Here is a 13394-nt window from a genome sequence, read left to right as displayed (position 1 = left end):
CATGCTGGCGCTGCTGAAAACCGTGGTCGCCCGCGACCTGCGCCTCGCCATGCGGCGGCAGGCGGATATCGTCTCGGCACTGTTTTTCTTCATCATTGTCGTCAGCCTCTTCCCGCTTGGCGTCGGGCCGGAACCCGATCTGCTGCGGCGGCTGGCGCCCGGCGTCCTCTGGGTGGCCGCGCTACTGGCAACGATGCTCTCCCTGCCGCGCCTTTTTGCCGACGACTTCCGCGACGGCACGCTCGAACAGCTGGCACTGACACCGCAGCCGCTGGCCGTCGCCGTCTTCGGCAAAACGCTGGCGCACTGGCTCTCCTCGGGGTTGCCGCTGACACTGCTGTCGCCGCTGATCGGCATGCAGTTCGACCTGCCCGGCGACGCCGTGTGGACCCTGGTCCTGGCGCTCGCCATCGGTACGCCGGCGCTCTCCGCCATCGGCGCCATCGGCGCCGCGCTGACGCTCGGCCTGCGCGGCGGCGGCGTCCTGCTGTCGTTATTGGTGCTGCCGTTGTACATTCCCGTGTTGATCTTCGGCGCCGGAGCGGTAGACGCGACGGCCGGCGGCATTGCTGCGCAGGCGCACCTGTCGGTGCTGGCGGCCCTGTCGCTCGGTGGCCTCTTCTTCGCGCCGTGGGCCACCGCCGCCGCGCTGCGCATCGCGCTCGAATAGGGGAGCGGCGAATGACGCCTCGCTGCGCGCTCGTCGGCCCCCGCCCATCGGCGACGCACTTCGCCACTTCGCCTCAAGTGCAGGTAAGGATGCAATGAACAACGGTCTGCTCAACTGGTTCAAATTCGCTTCACCGCAAAGCTTCTACCCGCTTGCCGGCAAGATGATTCCCTGGTTCTGGGCGCTTGCCGCCGTACTGGGCGCCGCCGGCCTGTATATCGGCTTCTTCGTCGCGCCGACCGACGCGCAGCAGGGGGAGGGCTATCGCATCATCTTCCTGCACGTGCCGGCCGCGTGGATGTCGATGTTCATCTATCTGGTGATGGCCTTCTGGGCGGCGATCGGCCTGATCTACAAGACGCGTCTGTCGGGCATGATGGCCAGCGCGCTGGCGCCGACCGGTGCGCTGCTCACCCTCCTCGCGCTGTGGACCGGCGCCTTCTGGGGCAAGCCGATGTGGGGCGCCTGGTGGGTGTGGGACGCGCGGCTGACCTCCGAACTGATCCTTTTCTTCCTCTACATCGGCTTCATCGCGCTGCAGGCGGCGATCGACGATCCGCGCCGCGCCGACAAGGCCGGCGCCATTCTCGCGCTGGTGGGTGCGGTGAACATCCCGATCATTTATTTCTCGGTGAAATGGTGGAATACCCTGCATCAGGGTGCCTCCGTCAGTCTTAGCAAATCGCCGTCGATGGCGACGACGATGCTCTGGGGCATGCTGCTCTGCGCGCTGGCCTTCTGGATGTACAGCATCGCCGTCGCGCTGATGCGCGTACGCTCGATCATCCTCGAACGCGAACGCGGCACCGAATGGGTCCGCCAGCGCCTGACGTCGGCAGCCCGCTAGACGACACGAGACACACCGGGCGGTTTTCTGCCGCCCGCTGACAAGGAAACCGGCACGATGGTCTGGAACAGTTTTTCCGAATTTCTGGCAATGGGTGGCTACGGACTCTACGTCTGGGGCTCGGTCGCGGCGACGGCGCTCGTCATGGCGCTCGAACCTGTTCTCCTCGCCCGCCGCCAACGCACCCTGATCGCGCAGATCCGCCGCCAACTGGCCGCCGACGGACGCAGCACCGGCCAAGCCCCGAGGAGCCGCGCATGAAAGCCCGTCAACAACGTATCGCCCTGATTGTCGGCGGCCTCGCCGTGCTCGGCATCGCCGCCGCGCTGGTGCTGAACGCCTTCCAGAGCAATCTGGTCTTCTTCTTCTCGCCGACGCAGGTGGCCACCGGCGAAGCGCCGAAGGATCGCCTGTTCCGCGTCGGCGGCCTCGTCAAGGAAGGCTCGCTGTCGCGCGACGCTGACGGCGTCACCGTGCGCTTTGTCATCACCGACACGGTCAAGGACATGACCGTCGCCTACAAGGGCATCCTTCCCGACCTCTTCCGCGAAGGCAAAGGCGTCGTCGCGCAAGGCAAACTCGGTGCCGACGGCCTCTTCGTCGCCAGCGAAGTCCTCGCCAAGCACGACGAGAACTACATGCCGCCGGAGGCTACCAAAGCGATCAATGACGCCGGCAGCCGCGAGATCAACGAAAAAGCCGCGCACACCCTGAAACAGTAACCGGACGCCGCATGATTCCAGAACTAGGTCATTTCGCCCTGATCGCCGCGCTCTGCGTGTCGCTGATCCTCGGCACCCTCCCCCTGATCGGCGCGCATCGCCAGCGCGCCGCGTGGATTTCGCTGGCACAGCCAGCCGCCGTGGCGCAGGCCATCCTGATTTTCGTCGCCTACGGCTGTCTGACCTCGGCGTTCGTGAACAACGACTTCTCGGTGCGCTACGTCGCCGAGCACTCCAACTCGCTGCTGCCGCTGGCCTACCGCGTCGCCGGCGTCTGGGGCGGACACGAAGGCTCGCTGCTGCTGTGGCTGATGATGCTGGTGCTGTGGACGCTGGCCGTCGCGCTTTTTTCGCGGCAACTGCCCGACAACATGCGCGCGCGCGTTCTCGGTACGCTCGGCCTCGTCGCCGCCGGCTTCCTGCTCTTCATCCTGATCACCTCGAACCCCTTCGACCGCTTGCTGCCGGGCGCCGATGAAGGGCGCGACCTCAACCCGCTGCTGCAGGACCCCGGACTCGTCATTCACCCGCCGATGCTGTACATGGGCTACGTCGGCTTCTCGGTGGCCTACGCCTTCGCCGTCGCCGCGCTGCTCTCGGGCAACCTCGACGCCGCCTGGGCGCGCTGGTCGCGGCCGTGGACGACTGCCGCGTGGGTCTTCCTGACCATCGGCATTGCCCTCGGCTCGTGGTGGGCGTACTACGAACTCGGCTGGGGCGGCTGGTGGTTCTGGGATCCGGTCGAGAACGCCTCGTTCATGCCCTGGCTCGTCGGCACGGCGCTGGTGCACTCGCTGGCCGTCACCGAAAAACGCGGCAGCTTCAAGAACTGGACGGTGCTGCTGGCGATTGCCGCCTTCTCGCTCTCGCTGCTCGGCACCTTCCTCGTCCGCTCGGGCGTACTGACGTCGGTGCACGCCTTCGCCACCGATCCGGCGCGCGGCATCTTCATCCTCGGCTTCCTCGTTGCCGTCATCGGCACCTCGCTGGCGCTGTTTGCCTGGCGCGCGCCGAAGGTCGGGCTGGGCGGACGCTTCGGACTTTTCTCGCGCGAATCGCTGCTGCTCACCAACAACGTGCTGCTCGTCGTCGCCTGCGCGTCGGTGCTGCTCGGCACGCTCTACCCGCTGGCCGTCGATGCGCTCGGCGTCGGCAAGCTGTCGGTCGGCCCGCCGTACTTCAACACCGTCTTCGCGCCGCTGATGGCGCCGGCGCTCTTCCTCATGGGGGTCGGCCCCTTCGCCCGCTGGAAGAACGCCTCGGCGGCTGAAATCGCCCGCACGCTGCGCGTCGCCTTTGCCGTCGCCGCCGTCGTCGGCATCGCCATTCCCTTCCTCTACGGCACGTGGTCGCCGCTGGTCGCGCTCGGCCTGCTGCTCGCCGCCTGGATTGCCCTCACCGTAGCGCTCGGCATCTTCCAGCGTGCGCAGGCGACCCGCGGTAGCGGCTCACTCGGTGCCGCGCTGGCCCGCCAGCCGCGCAGCTTCTACGGCATGCAACTGGCGCATCTTGGCATCGCCGTCTTCGTCGTCGGCGTCACCATGGTCAAGGGCTACGAGCTGGAAAAAGACGTACGCATGGATGTCGGCGATACCGTCACGGTGGCCGGTTATACCTTCACTTTCAAGGGCGTCACGCAGGTTCGCGGCCCCAACTACATGGCGCTGGCCGGCAACCTTGAACTCTCGCGCGACGGCAAGGTGCTGCGCACGCTGACGCCGGAGAAACGCGCCTACGCCTCGTCGGCCATGCCGATGACCGAGGCCGCCATCGATACCGGCTTCCTGCGCGATGTATACGTCTCGCTCGGCGAACCGATCGACCGCAACAACCCGGAAGGCGCCTGGGCCGTCCGTGTCTATTACAAACCGTTCGTCGACTGGATCTGGGGCGGCTGCGCGCTGATGGCGCTGGGCGGCCTGCTCGCCATGCTCGACCGTCGCTACCGCGTGCGCGCCCGCGCCAGCACGCCGGCAGCCGACACTCTGCTGCAACGCGCCTGAGATGACGGCAACGCTCTTGCCTCCGCGCACGACCGCCGGCACAGCGCCTTGCCGCCACGCTCGCTTCAGGAGATTTTCCGCATGAACAAGTTCCTCTGGCCGCTGATCGGCTTTATCGTCCTCATCGTCCTGCTCGGCGTCGGCCTGACGCTCAATCCGCGTGACGTGCCCTCGCCGCTGATCGGCAAGCCGGCGCCGAATTTCACGCTGAAGCAACTCGGTGCGCCCGACAAGACCTTCTCGCCGCGCGATCTGCACGGTCAGGTCTGGCTGCTGAACGTCTGGGCCTCCTGGTGCGTCACCTGCCGTCAGGAGCACCCGGTGCTCGTCGAACTCGGCAAGTCGCAGACCGTGCCGCTGATCGGCCTCAACTACAAGGAATTGCGCGGTGACGGCGGCGTCGACATGAGCCGCATCGGCGCCGACGAGGAAGAAAAGCTCGCCCGCGAGCGCGCCAACGGCTGGCTGGAAAGCCGTGGCAACCCCTACACCCTCACCGCACTCGACCTCGATGGCCGCGTCGGCATCGATTACGGCGTCTACGGCGTGCCCGAAACCTACGTCATCGACAAGGCGGGCCTCATCCGCTTCAAATACACCGGCCCGCTGACGCAAGAGGCGATCACCGGCAAGATCCTGCCGCTCGTCGCGGAGCTGTCGAAATGAAGCGCTGGCTGCTCCCCCTGCTCTGCGCGCTGAGCCTGCTTTCGCCGCTCGGCGCGAACGTTCAGGCCAATGAGGCGGCGCCGCTGGCCGCCAACGAAGCCGTCGAAAAGCGCCTGCTCGCCATCTCGGAAGAGCTGCGCTGCCTCGTCTGCCAGAACGAAACCCTCGCCGCGTCGCAAGCTGAACTCGCCAACGATCTGCGCCGCGAAATTCGCGGTCTGATCAACGAGGGCAAGAGCGACGCCGAGATCATGGACTTCATGGTCAGCCGCTACGGTGACTTCGTCCGCTACCGGCCGCCGGTCAAAAGCACGACGCTGCTGCTCTGGTTCGGCCCGGTGCTGCTCCTGCTGATCGGCCTCCTCGCACTCTTCCGCACCCTGCGCCAGCGCAACCGCCTCATCGCCCGCGATACCCTCTCCGCCGACGAAGCCCAGCGTGCCAACGCCCTGTTAAACGCGGCGCCGACGACGCCGGCCAACGCCCCCGCCCCGCACGAATCCGCCGGCCCGACCCCATGACCGAATTCATCCTCCTCGCGGCGGCGCTGCTCGTCGCCGTTCTCCTTATTCTCGCCATTCCCCTGCTGCGACCGCGCCAGCGCGCCGCCAGCGACGCCTCCGACCGGCGCAGCGCCAACCTCGCCATCCTGCGCGACCAACTGGCCGACCTCGAACAGGAGCGCAGCGAAGGCACGCTCTCCGCTGCCGATTTCGCACAGGCGCGCAGCGAGTTGCAGCGTCGCCTGCTCGACGAAACGGGCACCGAAGAGGCGCCCACCGCCGCAGCGGGCGGACGCAAGACCGCGCTGGCCATCCTCCTTGCCGTGCCGATTGCCACCGCCGCCGGCTACGCCCTGCTCGGCGAACCGCGCGCGCTCGATCCGCAACTGACGCAACCGGCTTCCCGCGCCGGCGAACAGCAGGTGCAGGCGCTCGTCGAGACGCTCGCTGCCCGCCTCAAGGACAAACCCGACGACGCCGACGGCTGGGTGACGCTGGCGCGCTCGTACAAGGCGCTCGGCCGCTTCACCGAAGCCGCCGCCGCCTATTCGCGGGCCTCGCGTCTGGTCGACACCAGCGCACCGCTGCTGGCCGACTACGCCGAAACGCTGGCGCAGATCGCCGATGGCAGCCTGCTCGGCCGGCCGAAGGAACTGATCGAAAAAGCCCTCAAACTCGACCCGGACGAGCCGCAAACGCTGCTTCTGGCAGGTGCCATCGCCAGCGAAGAGCGCCGCTTCGAGGACGCCGCCAATTACTGGCAGCGCCTGCTGACGCAAATCGACCCGAACGCCGAAGAAGCCAAGACGCTCGCCGCCGCCGTCGCCAAGGCACGCGCCGTGGCCGCTGCCGGCGCATCCTCGGCCGCCCCCGCCAGCAGCGACGCCGGCAAAGACAAAAAGGCGACGGCTCCGCACGCGGCGGGCAAAGACGCGCAAGCTGGCCACGGCAGTGTAGCCGGCGATGTCACGCTGGCGCCGGCACTCGCCGGACGCGTCAAACCCGACGACGTGATTTTTGTCTTCGCCCGCGCCGAAGATGGCGAGCGGCAGCCCCTCGCCGCCCTGCGCGGCAAGGTCAGTGAATTGCCGCTGCACTTCCGCCTCGACGACGCGGCAGCGCTGCCCGGCGGACGACACATCTCGGACGTCGCCAGCGTCATCGTCGAAGCGCGCATCGCCCGTTCCGGCCGCGCGCAAAGCAGCAGCGGCGATCTCTACGGGCGCCTCAAGGGCGTGCGCACCGACGGCGGCACCGTGCATCTGGTGATCGACCAGATCGAACCCTGAGGCGCGTGCGGCAACCGCCCTGGATCAAGGCCGCGCCCGGCCCCCTGCTCTAGACTGAGGCACTGTCCGGCGCTCGTGGCGCCGTGGCACCCCAGACAGGAGCCACACCATGTTTCAGGAAAAGAGCGGCTTTTGGGCGAGCCTGATACGCCCATCCTCCCGTTTCTCGGTGCTGACGCTGCTGCTCGTCGGCATCGTTCTCGGCCTTGCCCTCATCGCTGGTACGCATCTCACCTTCGAGGCCACCAGCAGTCCGGAGTTTTGCAGCAATTCCTGCCATGAGATGCAGACGCCGGTCGCCGAATACCAGCAAAGCCCGCACTACAGCAACCGTAGCGGCGTGCGCGCGCACTGCGCTGACTGTCACATCCCCAAGCAACTGTTGCCGAAGCTCGAAACCAAGGTGAAATCGAGCGCCGAGCTGTGGGGCAAGATCACCGGCAGCCTCGACACGCCGGAGAAATTCGCCGCCCGCCGCCTTGAACTGGCGCAGCACGAGTGGGCGCGCATGAAGGCCAACGACTCGCGCGAATGCCGCAACTGCCACACCGTCGACGGCATGTCGGCCGAGAAGCAGACGCCCCGCGCCACCGCCATGCACGCGCTGATTGGCGAAGATGGCCGCACCTGCATCGATTGCCACAAAGGCATCGCCCACCATCTGCCGGACAACATGCCTGAAGGAGACTGACATGAGATCGCCCCTCCCACTCGCCCTCTGCGTGCCCTTGCTCGTCGGCAGCGCCAGCGTGCTGGCGGCCCCCGACTGGAACAAGGTGCCGGTACGCAGCATCAGCGTCTTCCACGCCGGCGCCACCTCCTTCGAGTGGATCAGCACCCCCAGCCGCCACCTCGGCGCGGGCAGTGTCAAGAAAGGCCAGCCGTGCATCGTCTGCCACGAGATGAAAGGCGGACTCGACTTCACGGCGAAACGACTGGCGCCGCGTGAACCCGACGCCAGCGCCCTGCCGGCGACCGTCAGCTTCCCGGTAAGCGTGCAGGCCGCCTACGACAAGGACGCCCTCTACGTTCGCCTCGCCTTCACGCCGCCCGCCGACGCCAAGCCCGGCAGCGATACGGCGAACGACCTCAAGGCCGCGCTGATGCTGCTCGACGACAAAGTGCCGCAGGCCGCGCAAGCCGGCTGCTGGACGAGTTGCCACAACGACCTGCGCGGCATGCCCAACGCAGCCAACAAGGGCAAGTACGTCGCCGCCGGCAGCTTCGAACTGCTGCAATGGAAGAGCGGCAAAGGCGCCAGTACGCTACCGGCCGGCGTCAAGGTCGAGTCGGCGCGCAGGGGCGATACGGTCACCGTCACCTTTACGCGCACGCTCTCCGGGCCGGTGGCCGAAGGCCGCAGCATCCCCTTCGGCATCGCCGTACACGCCAACCGCGCGGCGGGCCGCATGCACTACGTCTCACTCGGCTACCGTCTGGGCCTTGGCGCCGCTGGCGACGTGCAGGCCGTCAAGCAGTAGGCGCCGTAAGGCTTGGCGGCCTTCAGCGGCCCTCAACGACGCTCTGCACCTTCAAGCAACGCGCACATGAGCCGCGCCCTGCGGGCGATCCTTCTTCTCTGCCTCGCCGCCGTCGCTCCGCTGGCACTCGCGGAGCCGGTGACCGAGCCAGCGCCGACGGTCGTCAAAGCCACGCAAACCCCGACGCTGACCGGGCGGCCCGTCCAGATCGACCTCTATTGGCGCGAGCGTCCGCGCCCGCTCGGCACGCCGGGTGCCGTCGCCGAGAGTGGCGCACAGGACGCAGAAGACCGCGCTGCCGCCGCTGCGCGTGGGGTCGTCGTCCTCGCGCACGGCTTCATGCGCTCGCGTCACGCCATGGCCGGCCACGCGCGAAGCCTGGCGGAAGCCGGCTTTCTCGCCATCGCCAGCGATCTGCCCTACAGCGTCAGCGCCCGCGACAACGGCGAAGCACTCGGCGAACTGGTGGCCTTGATCGAGCGGGGTCGGTTTTCCCCGCCCCTTCCGGTGCCCCACGCAGGGGCCGTTGCGGCGAGGCTCGATCTCACCGCCGCCGGCGAAAGCGGAAAAGCGAAGTCCGCTGCCGCGCCGCGCGTCGTCCTGCTCGGCTATTCCGCCGGCGCGCTGGCGGCGCTCTTCGCCGCCGAGCGCCCGGGAGTGGTCGCTTATGTCGGGCTTGATCCGATTGATTTTGCCGGCGGCGAAGGGCTTGTCGTCGCCCGCCGTTTAGCGATTCCCACCGTACTGATCTACGGCCCGCCCTCGGCGTGCAATGTGCTACGCATCGCCGACACCTGGAACACCGCCTTCGCCGACCTGCGCGAAGCTCGCTTCATCGAGCATGCCAGTCACTGCGACTTCGAAGCGCCAAGCGACGCCCTGTGCGCCCACCTGTGTGGCGCGACCAACCCGCAGCGGCAGGACGCGATTCGCGCCGCGGTCGTCGACGCGGTAAAGCGCCTGCTGGCCGACTGACGCGTCAGCCCACGCGACGGTGCGCGAAGAGCACCGAGAAAATGCCCGCCCAAGCCAAAAGGTCGCCGCTACGGCGCGCGGATAGCGGATAGCGGATAGCGGATAGCGGCAGCGGCAGCGGCAGCGGCAGCGGCAGCGGCAGATAGGTTAGCGGGCCGGCGGTGGCAAGGACGTGTCGCGCCGCGCCTCGTCAGGCACGACGACAGCCTCACCCTCGATGATGTCGCCGCCGCTCTCAAAGGGGCGCTCCCCCAGCCCGGCCGCCGCCTGTTCGCGCACCAAGGCACGCAGGGCGCGCGTCTTCCACCAGAACCAGCCGCCGACGATAGCGACCAGAAGCGGCACGAGCGCAATCAGCACCAGCGAAAACATGGCGCCGACGACCAACAACACGGCAAGAATGACGGCAGCGAGTGCTTTGGCAAGCGGCCCGCTCGGGGCAACGGGAGACGTCATGAGGAATACGGCCTTTCCGTAAATCGGCAATCAAAAGGGGCGACAGGAGCAATGGGGCGTGTGGGACAGCCAGCCCCTCGCGATCCTCCGCAACAGCGTACAGCATCGCGCAAGGCAGCACAGCGCGGGAGCGCGACGCGTGGCCCGCAAGCGCCGCGACGCATCACAACGCCCAGGCGATGAAGAGCAGGAAACCCAGCGCGCCGACGGCGGCGTGCGTCGCCAGCGCCACGCTGGTGATCTTGCGCGGCGCGTGCTGCGCGATCAAGGGCGTCAGCAGGCCGGACAGCATCGCCGTAAACAGCAACACGGCGACGGCGTTGCCGAGCGTCACCGCCGAAACCACGCCGGCCAGCGAGCCGCCGCCATCGGCGAGCGTGCCGCGCAGCATCACGGTGCCTTCCATCGAGGCACCGCCGAGGATCAAATGCAAGCCGATCAGGAGCGGCTTGCTGCGCACGCGCCGCAGGTACTGAATCCCCAGCCAGAGGCCGAGCGCCGCCGAACTGCCGAGTAACGCGAGAACCATCACCGATTGCATTGTTCAAAGCCCCTTCGTCGCACACTGCTGCACGTGCACACGCCGCTGGTCGTCAGCGACGACGCAGACGCGTACACTGCGCCATCGGTGGCGCGCGTCGACAATTCCCACGAGCCGCCAGCGGCGTCAAGCACCGCGCCGGTTTTTTCCCTCGCCCACCCTTCTTTTGCGCCAGAGATCGCCATGCTCAAACGAGACGCCTCGCTCACCACCGACCAGAAAGCCCTGACCGTCAATCTCGACCGTTACAAGTACGGATCGATCGTCGAAATCGGCGCCGGGCAGGAAGTCGCGCGCCGCTTTTTCCAGGCGGGTGCAGCGGCGGGCACCGTCGCCAAAACCATGTCGGCCTACGACATGGCGGTCAGCGACGACATCTACGGGCAAGTCGACCGCTACGTCAGCCGGGCGCGACTGGTGCAAATGCTGGACAAGGAATTCACCCAGGTCGTCGCCCGGCTGGCGCACGTGCGCCCGAAGAACACGACTTTCTTCGCCTACGCCGCCACCGTCACGGCGCGCAGCTTCAAGCAGAAGAATGAATGCCACGGCTGGGTCGGCATCCGCCTGCAACTGCATCCGGGCGCCGAGCCCTCGGACGTCATCCTGCATGTGCGCATGCTCGACCACGAGAACACCCAGCAATGCGAAGCGCTGGGCATTCTCGGCGTAAACCTCATTCACGGCGCCTTCTTCCACCACGACCACCCCGAATGGATCGTCGAAGGACTAGCCGACGGCCTTGGCTCCGAGCGGATCGAGGTGGACCTCATCGACTTCTCCGGCCCCTACTTCGAAGAAGTCGAAAACCGCCTGATGAACCTGCACCTCATCCGCAGCTGGCTGACGCGCGCGGTGATCTTCAACCCGGCCGGCGAAGTCGTCGTGCCGGGCGAGCTCTTTCACCGCAAGCCGGTCATGGTCATGCGCGGCAGCTTCAAGCCGGTGACCTGCGTCAACATCGACATGATGGCCGCCGGTCAGCGCCAGTTCGGCCAGTTGGCAGAAGTCAGCGACAAGGAAATCGTCTCGCTGGCCGAGATCACGATGAACTCGCTGATCAGCGGCGATAACGTCGACGGTGCCGACTTCCTCGCCCGCATCGACCTGCTCGCCTCGCAGGGCTTCACGGTGATGATCTCGGACTACCTGCGCTTCTTCCGCCTGCGCGCCTACCTGCGGCGCTACACGCAAAAGCCGATCGGCATCGTCCTGTCGGTGCGCGACTTCAACTCGCTGTTCAACGAGAAATACTACGAGGGGCTCGAAGGCGGCATCCTCGAAGCCTTCGGCAAGCTCTTCCCGGATCGCACGCACGTGTACGTCTACCCGGCGCGCGCCAGCAGCGGCGATGCAACGCTGATCACGCTCGATAACGTGCAGGTTCCGCCGAAGCTGCGCTACCTGCTCGCCCATCTGGTCGAGAACAACAAACTCCTCGCCGTGCATCCGCTGGACGACAGCCGCCTGCATATCGACGCCACCGAAGTGCAGGCGAGCCTGCGGCGCGGTCGCGGCGAATGGGAAAACGACGTACCGGAAGCCGTCGCGAAGCGCATCATCGAAGCGCGCCTGCTCGGCTACGACACCGAGTAGGAAGGCGCGGCGGCCAACCCCGGCAGCGCCGCCCGCGCATTCGCGGCAGTCGCCTGCGCCAGCTCTTCCGTACGCAGAGAGCGCAGTTCGGCCACAGTCGCGGCAATACGCGGCAGATAGGCAGGTTCGTTACGCGCACCGTGCGCGAACACCGGCGCCATGTCGGGCGCGTCGGTTTCCAGAACGATGGCCGAAAGCGGCAATTCCGCCGCCAGCGCACGAATGCGACGCGCCCGGGGATTCGTCACGACGCCGCCAAAGCCCAGACGAAAGCCGAGCGCGATATACGCCTCGGCCTGCTGCCGCGAACCATTGAAGGCGTGCGCGATGCCCCCCGCCCACGGCCGCGCCGCGCCCTTCTCGGCCGCCACCCGGCGCACGGCGGCGAGCACGGCGTCGTGCGCGCGGCGTACATGCAAGAGCACCGGCAAGCCAAGCGCACGGGCAATCCTCAACTGGGCGACAAAAAACGCCATCTGCCGCTCACGGTCGACGCCGGGCACGTACTCGTCAAGACCGATTTCGCCGACAGCAACCGGCGCCGCCGAAGCGCCAGCCTCGCTGACCAGACGCTCACGCAAGGTGTCGAGATCGGCCTCGGCGGCATGCTCGACGTAGAGAGGATGGATGCCATACGCTGGCCGCACGCCGGGGAAGGCATCGGCACACGCGCGCACGGCAGCGAAATTCGCCGCCGCCACCGCCGGCACGACGAGCGTACGTACGCCCCCCGCCACGGCACGCGCTACGACAGCAGCGCGGTCAGCGTCGAATTCGGCGGCATCGAGGTGGCAATGCGTGTCGATCCACTCGCCACCGCCAGATGCCTGCGCGGAAATCACGATTTGCCGGAAAACTGCGGCGGACGCCGTTCGAAAAAGCCCGCGAGTCCCGCAGCAAAGTCGCCCTCCGCCGCACAGGCGGCGAAGGCACGCTGCTCGGCGGAGAGCTGCGCCGACAGCGGCTGAGTCAGCGACTGGTTGAGCAAGGCCTTGGTGCGCGCCAGCGCGACGGTTGGCCCGCTGGCGAGCCGTGCCGCCAGCGCGCTGGTTTCGGCAGCAAGCTCGGCACGCGCCACGACCCGATTGACGAGCCCCAGTTCGGCGGCTCGCGCGGCGTCGAAACGGTCGCCAAGCAAGGCAATTTCCATCGCCCGCCGCACGCCGACGAGACGCGGCAAGGACCACGTGGCGCCGCCATCCGGCGACAGGCCGATGTTGCAATACGCCAGCGTGAAATAGGCGTCGTCCGCCGCCAGCGCGAGATCGGCCGCCAGCATCAGCGACAGCCCGAAACCGGCGACGGCGCCGTGCACCGAGGCAAGGACGGGCTTTTCCATCGTCCGGATCTGCTCGATGGAGCCGTGTACTGCGGCGATCAGCCGGGAAAAGCACGCCTGCCGTTCGGCGGCGGGCAAGGCCAGCTGTGCGCGGAACCACTTGAGGTCGCCGCCCGCCATGAAGTGCTCGCCCGCCGCGCCGATGACCACGGTGCGAACGGCGGGATCGTAGGCGACCCGCGCCGTGGCGGCCGCCAATTCGTCGATCATCGCCAGATCAAGGGCATTGAGCGCCTGCGGGCGGTTCAGGGTCAGCGTCGCAACGCTGTCGCGCACTTCATAGAGAACGGTGGCCATGCGAACTCC

The 13394-nt window shown here is 67.4% G+C and carries 16 protein-coding genes; 12 read left to right on the top strand and 4 right to left on the bottom strand.

The annotated features are described in order from the left end of the window. Position 1: 1 nt before the first annotated feature. The 11 genes from ccmB (at position 2) to GHK24_RS06405 (ending at position 9156) form a co-directional block, all read left to right on the top strand. On the top strand, positions 2–670 hold the full coding sequence (ccmB, locus tag GHK24_RS06455) for a heme exporter protein CcmB (protein ID WP_153470813.1): 669 nt from the start codon (positions 2–4) through the stop codon (positions 668–670). Positions 671–764: 94 nt separating this feature from the next. After that, a complete protein-coding gene (ccmC, locus tag GHK24_RS06450; protein WP_153470810.1) occupies positions 765–1517 on the top strand; it encodes a heme ABC transporter permease CcmC in 753 nt (250 codons plus the stop codon). 57 nt (positions 1518–1574) lie between these two features. Then, positions 1575–1778, top strand: coding sequence for a heme exporter protein CcmD (ccmD, locus tag GHK24_RS06445; protein ID WP_153470807.1), 204 nt, complete (start codon positions 1575–1577; stop codon positions 1776–1778). Continuing rightward, the gene (gene ccmE / locus GHK24_RS06440; protein ID WP_153470802.1) at positions 1775–2239 is read left to right on the top strand and encodes a cytochrome c maturation protein CcmE; all 465 of its coding nucleotides are present in this window, start codon (positions 1775–1777) and stop codon (positions 2237–2239) included. The genes ccmD and ccmE overlap by 4 nt, the downstream gene beginning before the upstream one ends. Positions 2240–2250: 11 nt before the next feature. Continuing rightward, complete coding sequence (locus GHK24_RS06435) at positions 2251–4242, top strand: heme lyase CcmF/NrfE family subunit (RefSeq protein WP_153470797.1); 1992 nt, start codon at positions 2251–2253, stop codon at positions 4240–4242. Between the two features lie 81 nt (positions 4243–4323). Further along, positions 4324–4908: a DsbE family thiol:disulfide interchange protein gene (locus tag GHK24_RS06430; protein WP_153470794.1), complete on the top strand. Its 585-nt coding sequence runs from the start codon at positions 4324–4326 to the stop codon at positions 4906–4908. Then, on the top strand, positions 4905–5429 hold the full coding sequence (locus tag GHK24_RS06425) for a cytochrome c-type biogenesis protein (protein WP_153470792.1): 525 nt from the start codon (positions 4905–4907) through the stop codon (positions 5427–5429). The genes GHK24_RS06430 and GHK24_RS06425 overlap by 4 nt, the downstream gene beginning before the upstream one ends. After that, on the top strand, positions 5426–6700 hold the full coding sequence (gene ccmI / locus GHK24_RS06420) for a c-type cytochrome biogenesis protein CcmI (protein WP_153470789.1): 1275 nt from the start codon (positions 5426–5428) through the stop codon (positions 6698–6700). Before GHK24_RS06425 ends, ccmI begins: the two co-directional genes overlap by 4 nt. Positions 6701–6809: 109 nt before the next feature. Then, a complete protein-coding gene (locus GHK24_RS06415; RefSeq protein ID WP_153470786.1) occupies positions 6810–7391 on the top strand; it encodes a NapC/NirT family cytochrome c in 582 nt (193 codons plus the stop codon). A 1-nt stretch (position 7392) separates the two neighbouring features. Beyond that, the gene (locus tag GHK24_RS06410; RefSeq protein ID WP_153470783.1) at positions 7393–8181 is read left to right on the top strand and encodes an ethylbenzene dehydrogenase-related protein; all 789 of its coding nucleotides are present in this window, start codon (positions 7393–7395) and stop codon (positions 8179–8181) included. 66 nt (positions 8182–8247) lie between these two features. Next, positions 8248–9156: a hypothetical protein gene (locus tag GHK24_RS06405; RefSeq protein ID WP_153470780.1), complete on the top strand. Its 909-nt coding sequence runs from the start codon at positions 8248–8250 to the stop codon at positions 9154–9156. 147 nt (positions 9157–9303) lie between these two features. Here the strand turns inward: GHK24_RS06405 and GHK24_RS06400 are convergent, their stop codons facing one another. Both GHK24_RS06400 and GHK24_RS06395 read right to left on the bottom strand, forming a co-directional pair. Next, positions 9304–9612 carry a hypothetical protein gene (locus GHK24_RS06400; protein WP_153470775.1) on the bottom strand — a complete coding sequence of 103 codons (309 nt, stop codon included), beginning with the start codon at positions 9610–9612 and terminating at the stop codon, positions 9304–9306. A 163-nt stretch (positions 9613–9775) separates the two neighbouring features. Next, positions 9776–10141 (bottom strand): hypothetical protein, encoded by a 366-nt coding sequence (locus GHK24_RS06395; protein ID WP_153470771.1) that lies wholly within the window; start codon positions 10139–10141, stop codon positions 9776–9778. A 195-nt stretch (positions 10142–10336) separates the two neighbouring features. Here GHK24_RS06395 and GHK24_RS06390 point away from each other — a divergent pair, with 195 nt between their 5' ends. Beyond that, positions 10337–11749: a TonB-dependent receptor gene (locus tag GHK24_RS06390; RefSeq protein ID WP_153470768.1), complete on the top strand. Its 1413-nt coding sequence runs from the start codon at positions 10337–10339 to the stop codon at positions 11747–11749. Here the strand turns inward: GHK24_RS06390 and GHK24_RS06385 are convergent. Both GHK24_RS06385 and GHK24_RS06380 read right to left on the bottom strand, forming a co-directional pair. Beyond that, entirely contained in the window at positions 11734–12591 is an 858-nt protein-coding gene (locus GHK24_RS06385) for a TatD family hydrolase (protein WP_340666122.1), read from the bottom strand. The genes GHK24_RS06390 and GHK24_RS06385 overlap by 16 nt on opposite strands. After that, positions 12588–13385: an enoyl-CoA hydratase/isomerase family protein gene (locus tag GHK24_RS06380; RefSeq protein WP_153470764.1), complete on the bottom strand. Its 798-nt coding sequence runs from the start codon at positions 13383–13385 to the stop codon at positions 12588–12590. The genes GHK24_RS06385 and GHK24_RS06380 overlap by 4 nt, the downstream gene beginning before the upstream one ends. Positions 13386–13394: the final 9 nt, after the last annotated feature.

It is taken from the genome of Rhodocyclus gracilis, from assembly GCF_009617575.1.
Taxonomy (GTDB): domain Bacteria; phylum Pseudomonadota; class Gammaproteobacteria; order Burkholderiales; family Rhodocyclaceae; genus Rhodocyclus; species Rhodocyclus gracilis.
This window is presented reverse-complemented; position numbering and strand designations above follow the sequence as displayed.